This window comes from Pseudonocardia sp., from assembly GCF_035305885.1.
Lineage (GTDB): Bacteria > Actinomycetota > Actinomycetes > Mycobacteriales > Pseudonocardiaceae > Pseudonocardia.
Map to the genome: position 1 here is coordinate 33,981 of NZ_DATGOP010000017.1, position 20,612 is coordinate 54,592.

20 protein-coding genes are annotated in these 20,612 nt (G+C 75.0%); 10 read left to right on the top strand and 10 right to left on the bottom strand.

The window, feature by feature from the left end; genetic code table 11:
- Window positions 1-202: 202 nt before the first annotated feature.
- The 6 genes from VKZ81_RS02685 to VKZ81_RS02710 all read left to right on the top strand — a co-directional run bounded on the left by VKZ81_RS02685 (window position 203) and on the right by VKZ81_RS02710 (window position 9,044).
- Window positions 203-814, top strand: a complete 612-nt coding sequence (locus VKZ81_RS02685; RefSeq protein WP_324239765.1) for a TetR/AcrR family transcriptional regulator — start codon at window positions 203-205, stop codon at window positions 812-814.
- Window positions 808-2,541, top strand: coding sequence for an ABC transporter ATP-binding protein (locus tag VKZ81_RS02690; RefSeq protein ID WP_324239766.1), 1,734 nt, complete (start codon window positions 808-810; stop codon window positions 2,539-2,541). The genes VKZ81_RS02685 and VKZ81_RS02690 overlap by 7 nt, the downstream gene beginning before the upstream one ends.
- Window positions 2,538-4,520, top strand: a complete 1,983-nt coding sequence (locus tag VKZ81_RS02695; protein WP_414709320.1) for an ABC transporter ATP-binding protein — start codon at window positions 2,538-2,540, stop codon at window positions 4,518-4,520. The genes VKZ81_RS02690 and VKZ81_RS02695 overlap by 4 nt, the downstream gene beginning before the upstream one ends.
- 25 nt (window positions 4,521-4,545) lie before the next feature.
- Window positions 4,546-5,646 carry an NAD(P)/FAD-dependent oxidoreductase gene (locus tag VKZ81_RS02700; protein ID WP_324239767.1) on the top strand — a complete coding sequence of 367 codons (1,101 nt, stop codon included), beginning with the start codon at window positions 4,546-4,548 and terminating at the stop codon, window positions 5,644-5,646.
- A 62-nt stretch (window positions 5,647-5,708) separates the two neighbouring features.
- Window positions 5,709-7,550, top strand: a complete 1,842-nt coding sequence (locus VKZ81_RS02705) for a vWA domain-containing protein (RefSeq protein WP_324239768.1) — start codon at window positions 5,709-5,711, stop codon at window positions 7,548-7,550.
- A 36-nt stretch (window positions 7,551-7,586) separates the two neighbouring features.
- Complete coding sequence (locus VKZ81_RS02710; protein ID WP_324239769.1) at window positions 7,587-9,044, top strand: flavin-containing monooxygenase; 1,458 nt, start codon at window positions 7,587-7,589, stop codon at window positions 9,042-9,044.
- Between the two features lie 214 nt (window positions 9,045-9,258).
- Here VKZ81_RS02710 and VKZ81_RS02715 read toward each other — a convergent pair whose 3' ends face one another.
- Window positions 9,259-9,822 (bottom strand): helix-turn-helix domain-containing protein, encoded by a 564-nt coding sequence (locus VKZ81_RS02715; RefSeq protein ID WP_324239786.1) that lies wholly within the window; start codon window positions 9,820-9,822, stop codon window positions 9,259-9,261.
- Between the two features lie 95 nt (window positions 9,823-9,917).
- Here VKZ81_RS02715 and VKZ81_RS02720 point away from each other — a divergent pair, with 95 nt between their 5' ends.
- Window positions 9,918-10,844 (top strand): NAD(P)/FAD-dependent oxidoreductase, encoded by a 927-nt coding sequence (locus VKZ81_RS02720; RefSeq protein WP_324239770.1) that lies wholly within the window; start codon window positions 9,918-9,920, stop codon window positions 10,842-10,844.
- Between the two features lie 100 nt (window positions 10,845-10,944).
- Here VKZ81_RS02720 and VKZ81_RS02725 read toward each other — a convergent pair whose 3' ends face one another.
- Together VKZ81_RS02725 and VKZ81_RS02730 are read right to left on the bottom strand one after the other, a co-directional pair.
- Window positions 10,945-12,552 carry an ABC-F family ATP-binding cassette domain-containing protein gene (locus VKZ81_RS02725; protein WP_324239771.1) on the bottom strand — a complete coding sequence of 536 codons (1,608 nt, stop codon included), beginning with the start codon at window positions 12,550-12,552 and terminating at the stop codon, window positions 10,945-10,947.
- Between the two features lie 140 nt (window positions 12,553-12,692).
- On the bottom strand, window positions 12,693-12,992 hold the full coding sequence (locus tag VKZ81_RS02730; RefSeq protein WP_324239772.1) for a PASTA domain-containing protein: 300 nt from the start codon (window positions 12,990-12,992) through the stop codon (window positions 12,693-12,695).
- A 217-nt stretch (window positions 12,993-13,209) separates the two neighbouring features.
- On the opposite strand from VKZ81_RS02730, the gene VKZ81_RS02735 reads away from it, so the two are divergent.
- Window positions 13,210-13,881 carry an endonuclease V gene (locus VKZ81_RS02735; RefSeq protein WP_324239773.1) on the top strand — a complete coding sequence of 224 codons (672 nt, stop codon included), beginning with the start codon at window positions 13,210-13,212 and terminating at the stop codon, window positions 13,879-13,881.
- A 4-nt stretch (window positions 13,882-13,885) separates the two neighbouring features.
- On the opposite strand, the gene VKZ81_RS02740 is transcribed toward VKZ81_RS02735, so the two are convergent.
- Entirely contained in the window at window positions 13,886-14,731 is an 846-nt protein-coding gene (locus VKZ81_RS02740; RefSeq protein WP_324239774.1) for an alpha/beta fold hydrolase, read from the bottom strand.
- Complete coding sequence (locus VKZ81_RS02745; RefSeq protein ID WP_324239775.1) at window positions 14,728-15,147, bottom strand: helix-turn-helix domain-containing protein; 420 nt, start codon at window positions 15,145-15,147, stop codon at window positions 14,728-14,730. Before VKZ81_RS02745 ends, VKZ81_RS02740 begins: the two co-directional genes overlap by 4 nt.
- A 130-nt stretch (window positions 15,148-15,277) precedes the next feature.
- Here VKZ81_RS02745 and VKZ81_RS02750 point away from each other — a divergent pair, with 130 nt between their 5' ends.
- The gene (locus tag VKZ81_RS02750; protein WP_324239776.1) at window positions 15,278-15,895 is read left to right on the top strand and encodes a TIGR03086 family metal-binding protein; all 618 of its coding nucleotides are present in this window, start codon (window positions 15,278-15,280) and stop codon (window positions 15,893-15,895) included.
- Here VKZ81_RS02750 and VKZ81_RS02755 read toward each other — a convergent pair.
- The 4 genes from VKZ81_RS02755 to VKZ81_RS02770 form a co-directional block, all read right to left on the bottom strand.
- Window positions 15,856-17,049: an RNA polymerase sigma factor gene (locus VKZ81_RS02755; RefSeq protein ID WP_324239777.1), complete on the bottom strand. Its 1,194-nt coding sequence runs from the start codon at window positions 17,047-17,049 to the stop codon at window positions 15,856-15,858. The two genes, VKZ81_RS02750 and VKZ81_RS02755, sit on opposite strands and share 40 nt — an antisense overlap.
- Window positions 17,046-17,387 carry a YciI family protein gene (locus VKZ81_RS02760; RefSeq protein WP_324239778.1) on the bottom strand — a complete coding sequence of 114 codons (342 nt, stop codon included), beginning with the start codon at window positions 17,385-17,387 and terminating at the stop codon, window positions 17,046-17,048. The genes VKZ81_RS02755 and VKZ81_RS02760 overlap by 4 nt, the downstream gene beginning before the upstream one ends.
- 79 nt (window positions 17,388-17,466) lie before the next feature.
- Entirely contained in the window at window positions 17,467-17,913 is a 447-nt protein-coding gene (locus VKZ81_RS02765) for a MerR family transcriptional regulator (protein ID WP_324239779.1), read from the bottom strand.
- 22 nt (window positions 17,914-17,935) lie between these two features.
- Window positions 17,936-18,580, bottom strand: coding sequence for a class I SAM-dependent methyltransferase (locus VKZ81_RS02770; RefSeq protein WP_324239780.1), 645 nt, complete (start codon window positions 18,578-18,580; stop codon window positions 17,936-17,938).
- Window positions 18,581-18,716: 136 nt separating this feature from the next.
- Between VKZ81_RS02770 and VKZ81_RS02775 the strand changes: the two genes are divergently transcribed.
- A complete protein-coding gene (locus tag VKZ81_RS02775) occupies window positions 18,717-19,631 on the top strand; it encodes an NAD-dependent epimerase/dehydratase family protein (protein WP_324239781.1) in 915 nt (304 codons plus the stop codon).
- Window positions 19,632-19,670: 39 nt separating this feature from the next.
- Here the strand turns inward: VKZ81_RS02775 and VKZ81_RS02780 are convergent.
- Window positions 19,671-20,612: heavy metal translocating P-type ATPase (locus VKZ81_RS02780; protein ID WP_324239782.1), on the bottom strand; the 942-nt coding region annotated here is incomplete at its 5' end.

A 20,612-nucleotide genomic window follows, 5' to 3' on the forward strand; every position in this document is an offset into this window, starting at 1 on the left:
CCCACCTGCCGGGTGGCCCCGTCCCCCTCAGCGGGGCCACCCGGCGACCTCGGCCCGGGTTCTCCTCCGCCCGGGCGTCAGGGATGTGGCTTTCCTGACGCCCAGGTTCAGGAATGTGGCTTTCCTGACATCGGGGGCCACCACCTTCGCCGGCGGCGAAATCGAGTTGGCTAGTGAGTGGCCACTCATTACCGTGGGCGCGGTGTCCCCGTCCTCCCGCCGCGCGCCGCGGATGGCGCCTTCCGCGCGCCGTGCCGCGATCCTCGCGGCGACGGTCCCGCTGGTGCGCAAGCACGGCACCGCCGTCACCACGCGGCAGATCGCCGAGGCGGCCGGCGTCGCGGAGGGCACCATCTTCCGGGTTTTCCCGGACAAGGAGTCGCTGGTGCGGGCGGCGCTCGCCGAGGCGTTCGACCCCGAGGCCACGCGGCGCGAGCTGGCCGCGATCGACCGCTCCCTGCCCCTGCGGCCCCGGCTCGCTGCGGTCGTGGACGTGCTGCAGCGCCGGTTCGCCGAGGTCTTCGGGCTGCTCGAGGCGCTCGGCTGGCCCGGACCGCCCGACGAGTCGCAGCGCGGCCCGGCCGCCGAGGCCGACGCCGCCTACCGCGCGGCGGTCGTCGACATCGTCGGCGCCGACGCGGCCGCGTTGCGCGTGCCCGCCGACCACCTCGCCCACGTCCTGCGGATGCTCGTGTTCTCCTCGACGCACCCGCTGATCTCGCTCGGCCGACCGCTGTCGACCGAGGAGGTCGTCGAGGTGGTGCTCGACGGGCTGCTCGCTCCCACCACCACCGCGGAGGCCCCCGGATGCTGATCCGCCTGCTGCGGGCGCACCTGCGCCCCTACGCTCGGCCGCTCGCCGCGGTCGTGGTGCTCCAGTTCTGCGGCACGATGGCGTCGCTGTACCTGCCGAGCCTCAACGCCGACATCATCGACCGGGGGATCGCCCGCGGCGACACCGCCTACATCATGTCGGTCGGCGGCTGGATGCTCGCGGTGACGCTCGTGCAGATCGTCTGCTCGATCGCCGCGGTCTACTTCGGGGCCCGCACCGCGATGGGCTTCGGCCGCGACGTGCGAGCGGCGCTGTTCCACCGCGTCGGGGAGTTCTCCGTCCGCGAGGTGAACCGCTTCGGCGCCCCGTCGCTGATCACGCGCGGCACCAACGACGTGCAGCAGGTGCAGATGCTGGTGCTGATGACCTGCACGATGATGGTCGCGGCGCCGATCATGTGCTTCGGCGGCGTGGTCATGGCGCTGCGGGAGGACACGCACCTGTCCTGGCTGATGCTGGTCTGCGTGCCGGTGCTGGTGCTCGCGATCGGCTCGCTGATCCTGCGGATGATGCCCGGCTTCCGCGCGATGCAGGCCCGGATCGACGAGGTCAACCGGGTGCTGCGCGAGCAGATCACGGGCATCCGGGTCGTGCGCGCGTTCGTGCGGGAGCCACAGGAGACGGCCCGGTTCGCGGCCGCGAACACCGCCCTCACCGACGTCGCCCTGCACGTCGGCCGCCTGCAGGCACTGATCTTCCCGACCGTGATGCTGGTGCTGAACGCGTCGAGCGTCGCCGTGCTGTGGTTCGGCGCGGGCCGCATCGACGCCGGCCAGATGGAGATCGGGGCGCTGACGGCGTTCCTCGCCTACCTGATCCAGATCCTGATGGCCGTCATGATGGCCACGTTCATGACGATGATGATCCCGCGCGCCGCGGTGTGCGCCGAGCGGATCGTCGAGGTGCTCGACACCGAGTCGTCGGTGGTGCCGCCCGCCCGTCCGGTCACCCCGGCAGCGCCGACGGGGGTGCTGGAGCTGCGCGGCGCCGGGTTCGCCTACCCGGGTGCCGACGCGCCCGTGCTGCGCGACGTCTCATTCACCGCGGGCCCGGGCACGACCACGGCGATCGTCGGCAGCACCGGCGCCGGGAAGACCACCCTGCTGGGGCTCGTGCCGCGGCTGTTCGACGCGACCGAGGGCGCGGTGCTCGTCGACGGTGTCGACGTGCGCGACCTCGACCAGGAGTACCTGTGGAGCCGGGTCGGCATCGTGCCGCAGAAGCCGTACCTGTTCTCCGGCACCGTGGCGAGCAACCTGCGCTACGGCAACCCGGACGCCACCGACGAGGAGCTGTGGGCGGCGCTCGAGGTGGCGCAGGCCGCCGACTTCGTGCGCGCCATGCCGGACGGGCTCGACACCCCGATCGCCCAGGGCGGCACGAACGTCTCCGGCGGTCAACGCCAGCGCCTCTCGATCGCCCGCGTGCTCGTGCGGCGGCCCCAGATCTACCTGTTCGACGACTCGTTCTCCGCGCTCGACCTCGCCACCGACGCCCGGCTGCGCGCGGCGCTCGCGCCGGTGACGGCCACCGCGACCGTGGTCGTCGTCGCCCAGCGGGTGGCGAGCATCCGCGATGCCGACCAGATCGTCGTGCTCGACGACGGCGCCGTGGTCGGGATCGGCACCCACGACGAGCTGCTCGCCGGGTGCCCGACCTACGCAGAGATCGTCGCGTCCCAGTTCACCCCGGAGGAAGTGGCATGACCCGGCCGAACCCCGCCGCGGACACCAATCGCGCCGCGCGCGAGATGTCGGCCCAGCGCCGCGGCGGGCCGCCGTGGGCCGGGATGGGCATGCCCGCGGAGCGGTCGCTCGCGTTCGGTCCGTCGGCGCGGCGGCTCCTGGGCAGGCTCGCGCCGGAGCGGCTGCGGGTGCTCGCGGTCGTCGTGCTCGCGGTGCTCAGCGTGGCCCTGTCCTCGGTCGGGCCGCTCGTGCTCGGCCGCGCCACGGACGTGATCTTCGCCGGGGTGATCGGGCAGCGGCTCGAGCCGGGCGCGTCGGTCGCGGAGGTCGCGGCGGCGGAGCGGGCGGCGGGCAACGACGCCTACGCGAACGTCCTCGAGGGCGCCGGGGTCGTGCCGGGCCGGGGCGTCGACTTCACCCTGCTGGTCCAGGTGCTCGTGGCCGTCATGGTGATCTACGTGGCCGCGTCGCTGTTCGCCTACCTGCAGGGCTACCTGCTCAACGGCGTGGTCCAGCGCACGATCTTCGCCCTGCGCCGCGACGTCGAGGACAAGATCAACCGGCTGCCGCTGTCCTACTTCGACGGCCAGCCGCGCGGCGAGCTGCTCAGCCGCGTCACCAACGACATCGACAACGTCTCCCAGAGCCTGCAGCAGACGATGTCGCAGCTGCTCACCTCACTGCTCACCATCGTCGGGGTGCTGGTGGCGATGCTGGTGATCTCACCGCTGCTCGCGCTCGTGGCGATCGTGTCGGTCCCGCTGTCGCTGCTGGTCTCGCGGGCGATCATGACGCGGTCGCAGAAGCAGTTCGTGGCGCAGTGGCGCCACACCGGGGAGCTCAACGCGCACATCGAGGAGGCCTTCACCGGCCACGAGCTGGTGCGGGTGTTCGGGCGGCGGCGCGACGTCGAGGCCGAGTTCGCCCGGCGGAACGAGCAGCTGTTCGGCGCCAGCTACCTCGCGCAGTTCATCTCCGGGATCATCATGCCGTCGATGATGTTCATCGGGAACCTGAACTACGTGCTCGTGGCCGTGGTCGGGGGCCTGCGGGTGGCGTCGGGCGCGATGAGCCTCGGCGAGGTGCAGGCGTTCGTGCAGTACTCCCGCCAGTTCACCCAGCCGATCACGCAGGTCTCCTCGATGATCAACCTGCTGCAGTCGGGCGTCGCGTCGGCGGAGCGGGTGTTCGAGCTGCTCGACGCCGAGGAGCAGGTGCCCGACCCGGAGCGGCCCGCCGCGCCCGCCACCCGCTGCGGCCGGGTGGTGTTCTCCGACGTCTCGTTCCGCTACCGGCCGGACCAGCCGCTGATCGAGCACCTCTCGCTCACCGCGGAGCCGGGGCAGACGATCGCGATCGTCGGCCCCACCGGGGCGGGCAAGACCACGCTCGTGAACCTGATCCTGCGGTTCTACGAGCTGGACGCGGGCCGCATCACGCTCGACGGCACCGACATCGCCACCATGGACCGGGCCACCCTGCGCTCGAGCATCGGCATGGTGCTGCAGGACACGTGGCTGTTCGCCGGCACGATCCGCGACAACATCGCCTACGGCAAGCCGGACGCCACCGAGGAGGAGATCCTCGCCGCGGCGCGGGCCACCTACGTCGACCGGTTCGTGCGCAGCCTCCCCGACGGCTACGACACCGTGATCGACGACGAGGGCTCCAACGTCAGCGCGGGGGAGAAGCAGCTCATCACGATCGCGCGGGCGTTCCTCGCCGACCCCACGCTGCTCATCCTCGACGAGGCCACCAGTTCGGTGGACACCCGCACCGAGCTGCTCCTGCAGCGCGCGATGGCCGCGCTGCGCACCGACCGCACGAGCTTCGTGATCGCGCACCGCCTCTCGACCATCCGCGACGCCGACCTCATCCTCGTGATGGAGTCGGGGCGGATCGTCGAGCAGGGCACCCACGACGAGCTCGTGGCCCGTGGCGGCGCCTACGCGGCGCTCTACGAGAGCCAGTTCGCCGGGGCGGCGGCCACCCCCGACTGAGCGCAGCCGTGCGACGATCTCGCCCATGCGGGTCGTGGTGGTCGGGTCCGGGATCGCGGGGGCGTCCGCCGCCTATCACCTCGCGCGGCGGGGCGTCGAGGTGGTCGTGGTCGACGACGAACGGCGCGGGCTCGCGACGGCGGCGGGGGCCGGGATCGTCTCGCCGTGGGCGACGGCGGGTGAGGAGCTGTTCGCCTTCTCCGGGGCTTCGGCGAGCTACTACCGGCGGCTCGTCGCGGAGCTCGCCGAGGACACCGACCAGCCGTCGTCCTACGCCGTGGTCGGCGGCCTCGTCGTCGGCCGGGACGAGGCCGTGCTGCGACGGCTGCGTCAGCGGGCGGCGGCGCGGGCGGCGCAGCACCCGGCCGCGGGCGAGGCGCAGCTGCTGGAGCCCGGGCGGGCGAGCGAGCTGTTCCCGCCGCTGCGGCCGGACCTCGCGGCCGTGCACGTCAGCGGCGGCGCGCGGGTGGACGGACGGCAGCTGCGGGCCTGCTTGCTCGACGCCGCCCGGCGGCGCGGGGCGCGGCTCGAGACCGGGACGGCGGTCCTGTCCGCCGAGGGCGTGCGGGTGGGCGGTGAGCCGCGCGGCGCCGACGCCGTGGTCGTGGCGGCCGGGGCGTGGAGCCGCGAGCTGCTCGCCCCGCTCGGCGTCGACCTGCCCGTGGCGCCGCAGCGGGGCCAGATCACCCACCTCGGGGTGCCGGACGAGACCGACCGGTGGCCGGTGGTGACCTCCGTCGACAGCGACCACTACCTGCTGGCGTTCCCGGGCGGACGCGTCGTCGCCGGGGCCACGCGGGAGACCGGCAGCGGGTTCGACCACCGGGTGACCGCCGCCGGGCAGCTCGAGGTGCTGGAGCAGGCGCTGCGCGCCGCGCCCGGGCTGCACGACGCGACGCTGCTGGAGACCCGGGTCGGCTTCCGTCCCGCGAGCCCGGACGGGCTGCCCCTGCTCGGACCCCTGAGCTCCACCCCGCCCCGGCACCCCCGCATCGTGCTCGCCACCGGGTTCGGGCCGACCGGCCTGACCATGGCCCCGCTCGCGGGCGCGCTCGTGGCCGAGGTGGTGCTCGGCGAGCCACCCCGCCTCGACCTGCACCGTTACCGGCCGGACCGCTTCGGCTGAACCCGGGCGCCATCCGGCCCACGGTGCTCGTGCGAGACTCGGCCGCCGTGTGCACTCGTCAGATGAGCTTCCTGGGCGCGCTCGCCGTCCTGGTGTGCGCCTGGGTGGCTCCCGCATCCGCGCAGGCCCAGGAGCCGGGTGACGGGCTCGCGCCCACGATGGTGGTGCTCGACGCGTCCGGGTCCATGAACGGTGCCGACCCGGCGGGCGGCACCAGGATGGACGCCGCGCGGCAGGCCGTGCACGCCTTCCTCGACGCCGCGCCGGACGGCGCCCCCGTCGGCCTCGCCGCGTACGGCACGTCGACGGGCAACTCCGACGCCGAACGTGATCAGGGCTGCCGGGACGTCACGGTCGTGCGCCCCGTCGGCCCGCTCGACCGGGCGGGCCTCGGCGCCGCCGTCGACGACCTCACCCCGCGCGGGTACACGCCGATCGGGCGGTCGCTGCAGGTGGCGGCCGAGGAGCTGCCGCAGGAGGGGCCGCGCTCGATCGTGCTCGTCTCCGACGGGGTCGACACCTGCGCGCCGCCGGAACCGTGCGAGGTGGTCCGCACGCTGGCGGGCCAGGGCGTCGACCTGGTGGTGCACGCCGTCGGGTTCGGCGTCGACGACGAGGCGCGCGCCGAGCTCAGCTGCATCGCCCAGGCCACCGGCGGCACCTACACCGACGCCCCGGACGCCGACGCGCTGCGCCGGGTGCTGCCGCGCGTCGCCGGGTCCGCGCTGCGCAACTACGAGCCCGCCGGCACGCCGATCACCGGTGCGCCCACCGTGGCGGCGGCGCCCGTCGCCGCGCCGGGCCAGCACCTCGACACCATCGGCCGGCACGAGCAGCGCCACTACGCGGTGGACGTCCCGGAGGGCGCCACGGCGTACTTCAGCGCCACCGTGTCGTTCCCGCGCCTGTCCGGCGTCAGCGCCACCAGCGACTTCAACGTGCTGGAACTGCGCACCTTCGGCGAGGACGGCGAGGACTGCCACGAGTTCACCAGCGAGCAGGCCACGAACTCCAGCCACGGCGAGGCGCTGACCGTCGAGTCGACGTGGACCGGCGCGACCGAACCGGACACGGGCAGCGCGACCGGCGACAAGTGCCGGGGCGGGGGCCGCTACACGTTCGCGCTCACCTGGGACCGGGTGTCGAGCGGTGTGCCGGAGCGGCTGCCCGTCGAGCTGCTCGTCCTGGTGGAGCCGCCGGTCACCGACCCGGGGCCGGCCGCGGTGCTGCCCGCGCCGGACTTCGTCGAACCGCAGGGGCCGGCCCGGTCGGTCGTCGGGGGCGGCTCGTTCAACGTCGCCGCCGAGCTGGACGGCCCGGGGCGCTACACCGACACCCTGCAGCGCGGGGAGTTCGTGTTCTACCGGGTGGAGCTCGACTGGGGGCAGGGGCTCGCCTACCGCGTGCGGTTCGCCGAGACCCCCGGCCGGACCCTGCGCAACCTGTCGCCCGTCTCGACCGTCGTCTACGCCCCGTCGCGGGAGGAGATCGACTCGGACAACACGAGCTACACGGGCTCCGAGACCGTGCTCCCCGCGAACGAGCCCGCGCTGACCACCGTCGGAGTGCGCTACAACAACCGCACCGCCGACGACAACGCTGTGCGGACGCAGAGCGTCGCGGGCGCCTACTACATCGCGGTCCAGGTCGGGCCCGCCGCGGAGGACCCCGAGGCGGCCGCGCCCGTGCCGATCGAGCTCGACGTGACGGTCGCGGGCGACCCGGAACCGGGGCCGCGGTACGCGCAGATCGCGCCCCCGCCCGGCGAGGCGGCGCCGACCGCGGCCGCGCCGGCCGCCAAGACCGTCATCGCGCCCGCCGGCTGGGTGGCGCTCGGGGCCGCCGCGGTGGTGGTGGCCGGGCTCGTCGGCGCGGTCGTCGCGCGGCGGCGGCGTGGGGCATGATGCGGGGCAGGTAGATCCCGTCAGGGGGGAGCGCCCGTGGACCAGCACTTCGACGTCCTCGTCGTCGGCGCAGGCATCTCCGGGATCGACGCCGCCTACCGGTTGCAGACCGAGCACCCGCGCCGCAGCTACGCGATCCTCGAGGCCAGGGACGCGATCGGCGGCACCTGGGACCTGTTCCGGTTCCCGGGCATCCGGTCCGACTCGGACATGTACACGCTCGGGTTCCCGTTCCGGCCGTGGCGCTCGGCGACGTCGATCGCGGACGGGGCGTCGATCCGGCGCTACGTCGAGGAGACGGCGGCGGAGTTCGGCATCGACCGGCGCATCCGCTTCGGCAGGCGGGTCACCGCGGCCGCGTGGTCGAGCGACGAGCAGCGGTGGAGCGTCCAGGTCGAGGTCACCGGCGGCGGCACGGAGCGCTACACCTGCGACTTCCTCTTCCTCGGCACCGGCTACTACCGCTACGACCGGGGCTACCTGCCCGAGTTCCCCGGCATCGGCGACTACCGGGGCACGGTGGTGCACCCGCAGCACTGGCCCGAGGACCTCGACTGCGCCGGAAAGCGGGTCGTCGTGATCGGCAGCGGGGCCACGGCCGTCACGCTCGTGCCCGCCCTCGCCGAGCGCGGGGCGCAGGTGACCATGCTTCAGCGCTCCCCGAGCTACCTCATCTCGCTGCCCGGCACCGACCGGCTCGTCGACCGGGTGCCCGCGTGGGCCCAGCGGTTCGTCCGCTGGAAGAACGTGGCCGTGAACGCGGGCTTCTACCACCTCACCCGCGTCGCGCCGAACCTGGCGAAACGGGTCCTGCGGGCGGGGCTCGAGCGCCAGATCCCCGACCGGACCGTCATCGACCGCGACTTCACCCCCCGCTACCGGCCGTGGGACCAGCGCCTGTGCGTCGTGCCGGACGGCGACCTGTTCCGCGCGATGCGGGCCGGCCGCGTCGAGGTCGTCACGGACACGATCGCCACGTTCACCGAGAACGGGATCCGCCTCGACTCCGGCCGCGAGCTCGCCGCCGACGTCGTCGTGACGGCGACCGGGCTGCAGCTGCAGGTCTGCGGCGGCATCCGGATCACGGTCGACGGCGCCGAGGTCGATCCGGGGCGCACGGTCGTCTACCGCGGCTGCCTGCTGTCCGGCGTGCCGAACCTCGCGATCTGCATCGGCTACGTCAACGCGTCCTGGACGCTGCGGGCCGACCTGACCGCGCGCTACGTCTGCCGGCTGCTCGCGCACATGGACGAGCACGGCTACGGCGCGGCCACGCCGCGGTTCGACGGCAGGGGCGACACCCGGCCCCTGCTCGCGCTGACCTCCGGCTACGTGCGGCGGGCCGAGCACCTGCTGCCGAAGCAGGGTGCGGCCGGGCCGTGGGTGCTGCGCCACAGCTACCCGATCGACCTGGTGACCACCCGCTTCGGCGACCTCACCCGGGACATGGAGTTCACCGCACGGCACCGCGCCCCGGTCCAGGCCACCCCCTGACCCCGGCGAGTCGCGCGCCGAGTGCCCGCGAGTCGCGGTCTCGGTGTGGGCGAGTCGCGCTCTGGGTGCTGGCGAGTCGGGGTCTGGGTGCCGGCGAGTCGGGGTTTGGGTGTCCGCGAGTCGCGGTCGGTCTGGGTGTCCGCGGGTCGCGGTCCGGTGTGGACGAGTCGTGGGCTGGGTGCAGGCGCGTCCGGGCGGGAGCCCGGGGTCGCGGTCAGCGGCGCGGCCGGGCGCGGACGTGCATGCGCTGCCCGTGGCGGCCGAACAGGCTGAGGATCTCCACGGGGCCCCGCCCCGCGCTGCCGAACCAGTGCGGCAGCCGGGTGTCGAACTCGGCGACCTCGCCGGGGCCGAGGGTGAGGTCGTGGTCGGCGAGGCACAGCCGCAGGCGCCCGGACAGCACGTAGAGCCACTCGTACCCGTCGTGCGTCACGAGGCGGGGTTCGTGCTGGTCGGCCGGGATGGTGAGCTTGAACGCCTGCAGCGGCCCGGGGTGGCGGGTCAGCGGGAGCACGGTGCGCCCGTCCACCCGGCGCGGGCTGGTGTGCACCCGGGGGTCGGCGACCCGCAGCGTCCCGATCAGCTCGTCGACCGGCACCTGCAGCGCGACCGCGATCGGCAGGAGCAGCTCCAGGCTGGGCTTCCGCGCGCCGGACTCGAGCCGCGACAGGGTGCTCGTGGAGATGCCGGTGGCCTCGGCGAGCGCGGTGAGGGTGATGTCGCGCTGGGTCCGCAACCTCCGCAGCCGCGGGCCGACCTCGGCGAGGGCGCTCCTGATCGTCGGTGTGTCCTGCACGGTGCCAGGCAACGCCGCCGTCCCGGAAACGGCAAGGAACTTTGCCGAATCCGGGCCGGCGGGCGAACGCTGCGGGCATGGACTCCTTCGACGTGGTGGTGATCGGCGGCGGTGCCGCCGGGCTGAACGCGGCGGTGGTGCTCGCGCGGGCCCGGCGCCGGGTGGCGGTGGTCGACGCGGGCGAACCCCGCAATGCGCCCGCCGCCCACGTGCACGGCTTCCTCTCTCGCGACGGTATGGCGCCGGGGCGGCTGCTCGAGGTGGGCCGCGCCGAGGTGGTGGGCTACGGCGGCGCGCTCGTCACGGATCGGGTGGTCCGGATCGAGCCGGGCTTCGCCGTGCTCCTCGCCGGCGGCCGCGCGCTGCGAGCTCGCCGGGTGCTCGTCGCCACCGGCCTGCGCGACGAGCTGCCCGACGTACCGGGTCTGCGCGCGCGGTGGGGTCGCGACGTGCTGCACTGCCCGTACTGCCACGGGTACGAGGTGCGCGACCGGCCGATCGGCGTCCTCGGCTCGCTGCACCTGGGGTTGCTGCTGCCGCAGTGGTCGGCGGACACGGTGTTCTTCCCGCACCGCACCGAGCTGTCGGCGGGCGAGCGCGAGCAGCTCGTCGCCCGCGGCGTGCGGATCGCCGACGGCGAGGTGACCGGCCTCGTGGTGGACGGCGACGTCCTGCGCGGCGTCGAGCTCGCCGACGGGCGGGTGGTGCCGAGGTCGGCGCTGTTCGTGGCACCGCGGTTCGTCCCCCGTGCGGAGCTGCTGACGGGCCTCGGCTGCGCGACCGACGACGCCGGCCGCGTCCGCACCGACCCGACCGGCCGCACCGGCGTGCCCGGCGTGTGGGCGGCGGGGAACGTCGTGGACCCGCGCGCCCAGGTCGTGACGGCGGCGGGCGCGGGCTGCGCCGCCGCCATCGCGCTGAACGCCGACCTGGTGCAGGAGGACGTGCAGCGTGCGGTCGCGGCGGTCGGCGTCCGCACCCGGCTCGCGACTCACCCGCACTGAGCGCGCGACTCGCGGACGCCCAGCCCGCGACTCGCGGACACCCAGCCCGCGACTCGCCGGGGCCTCGGCGAGTCGCGGGCTGAGGGCGCGCGAGTCGCGGTCAGGGGGCGCCGGTGTCGCGCAGGTGGCCGTCGGCGAGCCGCAGCCACCGGCCCACCCCGATCTCGGCGAGGAAGCGCTCGTCGTGGCTCACCACCACGAACGCGCCCTCGTACGCGGCGAGCGCGCTCTCCAGCTGGCCGATGCTGACGAGGTCGAGGTTGTTCGTCGGCTCGTCGAGGAGCAGCAGCTGGGGCGCGGGCTCGGCGAACAGGACGCACGCGAGCGTGGCCCGCAGCCGCTCGCCCCCGGAGAGCGCGCCCACCGGGAGGTGGATGCGCGCGCCCCGGAACAGGAAGCGGGCGAGCAGGTGCATCCGCCGCGAGGGCGGCATCGCGGGCGCGGCGGCGGCGAGGCTCTCGGCGACCGTCCGGTCCGGGTCGAGCAGGTCCAGCCGCTGGGAGAGGTAGGCGATCCGCCCGTCGGCGCGGCTCACCGTGCCCGCGTCGGGCTCGAGCTCGCCCTGGACCACCCGCATCAGGGTGGACTTGCCCGCCCCGTTGGGCCCGGTGAGGGCGATCCGCTCGGGCCCGCGGATCGTGAGGTCCACCCCGCGGCCCGCGAACAGGTCGCGCACCCGGATGCCCTCGCCCGCGAACACGGTGCGCCCGGCCGGGACGCGGGTGCCGGGCAGCTCGAGCACGATCCTCTGCTCGTCGCGCAGGCCCTGCTCGGCCTCGTCGAGCCGGGCCTGCGCCGCCGAGACCCGCGCGGCGTGGGTGCCGTCGGCCTTCCCGGCCGACTCCTGGGCCCGCCGCTGCCGCGCCCCGGCGAGGATCTTCGGCAGCCCGGCGTCCTTGACGTTGCGCGCGGCCGTGCTCGCCCGTCGCGCGGCCCGCTCCCGCGCCTGCTGCATCTCCCGCTTCTCCCGCCTGACCTCCTGCTCGGCGGTGCGCACGCTCCGCTCGGCGGCCTCCTGCTCGGCGGCCACCGCCTCGGTGTAGGCCGTGAAGCCGCCGCCGAAGAAGCGGATCTCGCCGCGGTGCAGCTCGGCGATGCGGTCCACCCGGTCGAGCAGGGCGCGGTCGTGGCTGACCAGCAGCAGGCAGCCGCTCCAGTCGTCGAGCACGGCGGCGAGCCTGCGGCGGGCGTCGCGGTCGAGGTTGTTGGTGGGCTCGTCGAGCAGCAGGACGTCGGGCCGCGCGAGCAGCTGCCCGGCCAGACCGAGGGAGACGGCCTGGCCGCCGCTCAGGGTCCCGAGCCGCCGGTCGAGCGCGACGTCGCCGAGGCCGAGCCGGTCGAGCTGGGCCCGGGTGCGTTCCTCGACGTCCCAGTCGGTGCCGATCGTCGTGAAGTGCTCCTCGCTCGCGTCACCGGACTCGACGGCGCGCAGCGCCGCGAGCACCGGGGCGATCCCGAGCACCTCGGCCACGGTCAGCGCGGCCGTGAACGGCAGCTCCTGCGGCAGGTACCCGAGCACCCCGTCGACGGTGACCGAGCCGCCGGTGGGCCGCAGGGTCCCGGCGATCAGCTTGAGCAGCGTGGTCTTCCCGGCGCCGTTGGGGGCGACGAGCCCCGTGCGGCCGGATCCGACGGTGGCGGAGAGGTCCTGGAACACCGGGGTGTCGTCGAGCCAGGAGAAGGACAGGTGCGAGCAGACGATCGACATGCGGCAGCCTCCACGGCGTGGGGGAGAGGGAATCGGCGACGGGCTCCGGGTCACCCGGAGATGTCGTCGTCCCCTGCGGCTGCCACGCGGGGGACCCTAACAGGACCGCGCGGTCGGCGCGCCCGCGTTTCCCGCCGGGGTCACGCGGGCGTCTTCGTGCCGGACGGGTCGCGCGGCCCCGGTGGCGGTGTCGTGAGCCGGCGGCCCCCGCCTCCGCCCCCGCCCCCGCCGGAGTCGACGGCGATGGCGACCGGAGCGGCCGGCGGGACCCTCGTGCCTGCGGGCGGCGTCTGCGCGATGACGGTGCCCGTGACGGGAAGCGGCTCGTCGGGGTCGGCGGTGACCACGACGACCCTGGCCTCGAAGGCGAGCTCGTGCGCGTCGCTCACCTCCAGGCCGACCAGCGCCGGCACCAGGACCTTCTCCTCGTGCTCGCTCACACTGCAGGTGTACCCGATCGTTCCGGTTCGGTCACCGCCTCGCGGTTCCCGCATCGGACCGACGAGCTTCGCTGCGCCGCCGGACCTTCGCGATGGGGGACGAGGAGTTCGCCCGCCGCGGGGCAGGCGAGCCGGCCGGCTTCCGGGTGATGTCGATCTTGGATTGATCGATCTCGACCGGTGACCGACGGGGTGGAAACCGCTAGCCTCCGCCGACGTGCACCTGCATCCCCTCGGGCCGCCTCCGACCACGCGCGACGAGGCCGTGGCGCAGCAGGAGAAGCTGAGCGCGCTCGTCCACGCCACCGGTGACGGCCCGGCGGACCTGCGCACGGTCGCCGGCATCGACGTGGCGCACCGCGAGGGCACCGACGACGTCGTGGCCGCGGTGGTGGTGCTGGACGCCACCACGCTGCGGCCGGTCGAGACGCGCACGGCCTGCGCCCCCGCCGGTCACCCCTACGAGCCCGGCCTCCTCGCCCTGCGCGAGCTGCCCGCCGTCACCGCCGCGCTGGAGTCGGTCGAGCGCGTGCCCGACCTGATCCTGTGCGACGGCGCGGGCGTCGCGCACCCGCGCCGCTTCGGCCTGGCCTGCCACGTCGGGCTGCTCACCGACGTGCCGACGATCGGCGTGGCGAAGTCGCCGCCGGTGCCGTTCGAGATGCCGAAGCCCGCCCGGGGTTCGTGGACGCCGCAGCTCGACGGTGACGAGGTCATCGGGCGGGCGCTGCGCACCCAGCACGGCGTCCGCCCGGTATTCGTGTCCGTCGGGCACCGCATCGGCCTCGACGCCGCGTGCGAGCACGTGCTGCGGCTCGCCCGGCACCGCCTGCCGGAGACCACGCGCCGGGCCGACCGGATCGCCCGCGACGCGGCCCTGCGCGCGTAGCGCGTCAGGCCGCGGCGGTGAGGAACTGCAGCACCGGCGCGGTCTGCGGGGGCAGCAGGTGCCCCACGCCGGGGAGGACCCGGACCGTGGCCGACGGCACCAGCCGCACGAGCCGGCGCGCCGTGCGCGGGGTGTGCACGAGCGCGTCGCGGGCGCCGAGGACCGCCAGCACCGGCATGGTGGCGCGGCGCAGCGCGGCGTCGTCGACCACGGGGACCGGCTCCATGCGGTAGCGGTAGTGCCGCGCCAGGAGCCGGACGAACTCCGCGGACGCCTCCTGCCTGCGCGCCTCCGGGCCGAGGAGCAGCCGCACGGACGCGCGCGTCCCCCACGCGCCGAACGGCTTCACCGCCACGGCGGCGAGCACCCCTGCGGCCCGTGCGGGGGCGACGCCGACCGGGGTCAGCAGCGCGAGGCGCCGTACGCGCTCGGGGTACCGGGTGGCGAAGTCGAGCGCGAGCCACCCGCCCAGCGAGACGGCCACGACGGCCGCGCGGGCGACGCCGAGGGCGTCGAGGACGTCGCCCAGCCAGCGCGGATACGCCCCGGACGACAGCGCGGGTCGCGCGGGGGCGCTGCGGCCCGGCTCGCCGATGACGTCGACGGCGTACACCCGGAAGCGCTCGGACCACGCCGCCACGTCGGGCGCCCACATCGACGCGTTGGAGCCGGAGCCGTGCAGGAGCACCAGCGGCGGCGCGTCCGGCGGGCCGGAGGCGACGACGAAGGTCTCGCCCTCGCGGGTGGGCACGCGCAGGTGCTCGGCGGGCACCGGCCAGCCCGCGAGCAGCCGCCGGTAGGTCTCCTCGACGGCGCGGGCACCGGCCTGCGAGGTGTAGATGCCCGTCACGACCGGTCCTCCACGAGCGCGCCGACGAGCCGCAGCAGCTCGGCCGTGCTCTGCGGGCCGCCGAGCACGATCAGCTTCAGGCGCGACCGTGCGGGGTCGTAGGACGACTCGACGCGCAGCCGCCCGTCGTCGTTCGGCGCGCCGCCCAGGCTGCTCACCACGAGCGTGGAGATGCGGTCGGCCAGCGCGCGGTCGACGTCGTCGATCTGGACGACGCTCGAGACCTCGACCGCTGCACCCCGCCGGGGAGGGGCGACCGCGCGGCCGGTGAAGGCCTCGAGCGCCTCGGCCGGGATCCGGTACCGCCGTCCGATGCGGACGGCGTCGAGCTTGCCGTCGTGCACGTAGCTCCGCACCGTCTTCACGTGGAGCCCGAGCAGCGCCGCGACCTCCTCCACGGAGTACAGCTGTGTCATCTCAACTTCCCTTGGTTAGGCCAAAGAAGGAAGTCTAGAGGAAACCAGCGAACACCGGGGTGCCGGCTGTCGAGATCGGCGGGCGCTGGTTCGTCTGCGGGTTGTCGGATCCCGAGCGGAAGGACGACCCGTGGATGCGTTGCAGGACTACCGGAAGGCCCAGGACGACTTCGAGGCGGTGCTGGCCGAGGTGCGACCGGACGAGTGGGACGCACCGTCGGAGTGCGCGGAGTGGACGGTGCGGGACGTGGCGGGCCACGCGATCTGGGGGCAGCACCAGTTGCGGGCCTGGGCGACCGGGGAGGACCACCCGGATCAGCGGGGCGCCCCGGGCGCACCAAACCCGGCCCAGCTGGCCGGCCCCGACCCGGTTGCGGCCTGGCGGGCCGCCCGCGCCGGATCGACGGCGACCCTGAACCCGGAGGCGCTCGCCCGGACGACGTCGATCACGGGCATCGGCGAGGTCCCGCTCGGCGCCGTCGTCACGCTGCTCACGACCGACCTCGTGGCGCACACGTGGGACGTCGGGCACGCCCTCGGCCGGGACGTGCGGCTCGACCCGGCGCTCGTCACCCTCGCGTTCGACTGGGCCCGCGCGCACGCGGTGCGCCGCCCGGGCTTCTTCGGGCCGGAGCTCGCGCCGCCCGACGGCAGCGACGAGCAGACCCGGATGCTGGCCTTCCTCGGGCGGGCCCCGTGGCGACGCGATCAGACCCCGCCGAGGCGCTCCTCGAGCAGCGCGCGCTGAGCGGGGTTCGCGGTGAGGTCGAGCGCGCGGCGGTCGGCCTCCCGCGCCTCGTCCGCCGCGCCGAGCGCCCTGAGCAGCTCGGCGCGGGTGGCGTGCAGGAGCGGGTAGCGGTCGAGCTGGTCGGCGAGCGCGGACACCTCCTCCAACGCCGCCGCCGGCCCCGCGAGGTGGCGCAGGGCGATCGCGCGCTGCAGCCGGGTGACCGGGGACGGGGCCAGCGTGAGCAGCATGTCGTAGAGCACGACGATCTGTGCCCAGTCGGTGTCGGCGAAGCCCGGCGCCTCGGCGTGGCAGGCGACGATCGCGGCCTGCAGCTGGTAAGGCCCGGGCCGGCCGAGGGCGGCGGCCCGCGCGATCAGCCGCCCCGCACCGGCGATGGCGGCGTGGTCCCACCGGCTCCGGTCCTGCTCGGGCAGCGGGACGATGCGCCCCGACCCGTCGAACCGCGCGGCGGCGCGCGCCTGGTGGAGCCGGATCAGGGCGAGCAGCCCGAGGACCTCGGGCTCGCGGGGCAGTGTCCAGGCGAGCGACGTCGCGAGCCATTCGGCGTCCTCGGCGAGGCGCCGCGAGCAGGCGGAGTCGCCGGTCGAGGACAGGTAGCCCTCGTTGTAGAGCAGGTAGACGACGGTGAGCACCTCGTTCAGCCGCTCCGGCAGCTCGGCGTCGGACGGGACGCGGTAGGGAATGCCCGCGTCGGTGATCTTGCGTTTCGCCCGGGTGATCCGCTGCGCCACGGTGGCTTCCGGCACGAGGAACGCCGCGGCGATCTGGGCGGTCGTCAACCCGCAGATCGTGCGCAGGGTGAGCGCGACCTGCGCGTGCCGCGGGAGCGCGGGGTGGCAGCAGGTGAACAGCAGCCGCAGCCGGTCGTCCGGCTCCTCCCGGACCGGCCACCGCAGCTGGGCGAGCTTCTCGCGGTGGCGGGCCCGGCGGCGCAGCACGTCGAGCCCGCGGTTGCGGGCGACGGTGAACAGCCACGCGTCCGGGCGGTCCGGGACGCCCTCGACCGGCCAGCGCCGCAGCGCGGCCTCGACCGCGTCCTGCACGAGGTCCTCCGCCGCGGAGAAGTCGCCGAGCAGGTGCGTGAGCGTCGCCGCGAGCCGGCCCGCGTGGTCGCGCACCACCCGGGCCAGCTCGTCCTGCGGAACGGTCACGGGTCGACGGGGCGGATCTCGACGACCGGGCAGGCGGGCCACGAGCGGGCCATGGCGAGCGCCTCGTCCAGGTCGGCGACCTCGACCTCGACGAACCCGCTCACGATCTCCTTGCCCTCGACGAACGGCCCGTCGGTCACCTCGACGCGGCCGTGGTCCCGGCGCAGGGTGGTGGCCGTGTGCGGGGGTTGGAGGTGGACGTGGTGGGTGATCCGCGCGGCGTGCTCGGCGAACCAGCGCCCGACCTCCTCGTAGGCGGCCTGGCGCTCGGCGTCGCTCGCCGCGGCGAGCTCCTCGGCGTACTGCGCTGTCTCGGCGAACATCAGCACGTACTTCACGTGTCCTCCCACGGGGTCGGCGTCTCGACGCCCCTGAGACGTCCGAGGACCCGACCGATTCGACACCCCCGGCCGCCGATCACCGCGCCCGGGCGTCCGGGGCGGGTGCGAGCTCGGTGAACGGGATCGGGCAGGCCGGGTCGCACGAGCACGCGGCGAGGTCGTTGCACTCGGCGCCGACCACCGCCGCGAGCGCGGCGCGGACCCGCGACAGGTGCTCGATCTTCGCGTCGACCTCGGCGATCTTGGCGGTCGCGGCCTCGCGCAGGCCGGGGCGCGGCCCGCGGTGGGAGCCGACGTCGATCAGCTCCGCGATCTCGGCGAGCGTGAACCCGAGCCGGGCCAGCCCGCGGATGACCCGCAGCACCGTGACGGCGTCCTGGTCGTACTCGCGGTGCCCGCCCAGGCTGCGGCGCGGCTCGGGGAGCAGGCCGCGACGCTCGTAGTAGCGCAGCGTCTGCACGTTCACCCCCGCGGCCCTCGCCAGCTCGCCCGACCGCAGCGTTCGGCTCGACCGCCGCGTCATCGCGCTCACCTCCGCCGCCACGCTAAGCCCGTACCCGGGTACCGGTTGCCGGCTTCCGCGCGACGACCCGCTCGACGATGCCCAGCGCGAACCGCTCCTGCTGCTCGACCGCGAACCCCTGGCCGGGCAGGTGGGTGACCGGGCGGCGGCGGAAGTGCTCCCCGCCCACGGGGACCGACACCAGCTCGATCAGCCGCTGCAGCGCGCGGGCGGGCGCGGACGTGCTGACGACGTGGTCGGCCAGGCGCAGCCGCCCGCCCGGGCGCAGCACGCGCCACATCTCGGCGATCGCGCGGCGCTCGTCCGGGACGGAGCACAGCACGAAGGTGCACACCACGGTGTCGAAGGCGGCGTCGGGGAAGTCGAGCCGCTGCGCGTCGCCGACCTGCAGGGTGACCGGGCGGCCGGTCGCGGCGGCCCGGCGGCGGGCGTGCTCGAGCATCCGCGGGGACAGGTCGACGCCGGTGAGCGCGACGTCGGTGGGGTAGCCGTCGAGGCTCAAGCCCGTGCCGATGCCCACCTCGAGCACGTCCCCGGCGGCGCCGCGGCACGCCCACCGCCTGCTGTCGCCGAACAGCTTGCGGTCGAGGAACGCCATCTGCCGGTCGTAGGAGTCCGCGTGGCGGTCCCAGAAGCGGCGCAGGCGCTCGACGTCGGGCACTCCCATCCCCCGGTCCTCCCCGGTGCGACCACCGCACCCGCCGCCGACGGTACGCCGGGCGGGCCGGGTTCAGCGTCGCCACAGCGTCGGCCGCGAAGACTCGGTGCCAGGTCCCCACCAGCCCACTCCCGCGAAGGCCTTCATGCGCACCGATCCGACTCGTCACCTCGTCACCGGCGGCCGCGGGTTCATCGGCCGCCACGTCGTCCGCCGCCTGGTGGCGAACGGCGCCGAGGTGCACGCCACCAGCCGCTCGCAACCCCACGCGCAGCCAGGCGTGCGGTGGTGGTGCGCCGACCTCGCCGACGCGAAGGCCACCGCCCTCGTCGTGCGGCGGGTGCGCCCCGACGTCGTGGTCCACCTCGCGAGCCGCGCCGAGGGCGGCCGCAGCCTCGCGCTGGTCGGGCCGATGCTGGACGACAACCTCGTGAGCGCGGTGAACGTGATGGCCGCCGCTGCCGACGTCCCGGGCTGCCGGGTGGTGCTGGCCGGTTCGCTCGAGGAGCACGCCGGCCTCGAACCGGGCGAGGGCGCCTCCTCCCCGTACGCGGCGTCCAAGATCGCGACGACGACGTACGCCACCCTGTTCCGCGACCTCGCACGCCTGCCGGTCGTCGTCGCGCGGCTCGGGATGGTCTACGGCCCGGACGACCCGAACGCCGCCAGGCTGGTGCCCCACGTCGTCGAGAGCCTCCTCGGTGGCGTCGCACCCGCGTTGTCCAGCGGCACCCGCCGGCTCGACTGGGTGTACGCCGACGACGCCGTCGACGCCCTGCTCGCCGCGGCCGTCGAGCCGAGGGCGGTCGGGCGCGTCCTCGACATCGGCACGGGCGAGCCGGTGTCGATCCGTGTCGTCGTGTCGCTGATCGCCGACGTTCTCGGCACGCCCGTCGCGCCGCGGTGGGGGCGCCTGCGGGACCGGCCCGGCGACCGCGACCTCGTCGCCGATCCCGGGCCGGCGTGCGAGTACCTCGGGTGGCGGGCGCGGACGAACCTGCGCACCGGCCTCGAACGGACGGTCGCCTGGCACGCGCTCGGGACCGCCGCGACCGCGTGACAGGGCCCGACCGGCGCTCCGGTCCGGCCCGTCGCCGGCTCAGCGGAACCGGCGCAGCCGCAGGCTGTTCGCCACGACGAACACCGAGCTGAACGCCATCGCGGCCCCGGCGATCATCGGGTTGAGCAGGCCGGCCGCGGCGAGCGGGAGGGCGGCCACGTTGTAGGCGAACGCCCAGAACAGGTTGCCCTTGATGGTGGCGAGCGTCCGGCGGGAGAGCCGGATCGCGTCGGCGGCCGCGCGCAGGTCGCCGCGGACCAGCGTGATGTCGCTCGCCTCGATCGCCACGTCGGTGCCGGTGCCCATGGAGATGCCCAGGTCGGCCTGGGCGAGCGCGGCGGCGTCGTTCACGCCGTCACCGACCATCGCGACGACCCTGCCGTCGCGCTGCAGCCTGGCGACCTGGTCGACCTTGTCCTGCGGCAGCACCTCGGCGACCACCTCGTCGACGCCCACCTGCGCGGCGACGGTACGGGCCACCGCCTCGTTGTCGCCGGTGAGCAGGACGGGGCGCAGCCCGAGGGCACGCAACCGGGTCACGGCCTCCGCCGAGGTCTCCTTGACGGTGTCGGCGACCAGCAGCACCGCGCGGGGCTCGCCGTCCCAGCTCACCGCCACTGCGGTCTCCCCGCGGTTCTCCGCGTCGGCGCGCACCTTGGCCAAGTCCTCCGGCAGCTCCTGGCTCCACTGCTCGAGCAGTGCCGCCCGCCCGACCAGGACCACGTGACCGTCGACCATGCCCTGGACGCCGAGACCGGCGACGTTGGCGAAGTCGTCGACGCCCGGCAGCTCGCCGACCAGTTCGACGTCTCCCCGCGCGATCGCCCTGGCGATCGGATGCTCGGACGCGTTCTCCAGTGCACCCGCGATCCGCAGCGCCTCGTCGGCGTCGACCCCCGGGGCGGTGTGCACGCCGGTGAGCCTCATCTGACCGGTGGTCACGGTGCCGGTCTTGTCGAGCACGACGGTGTCCACGCGACG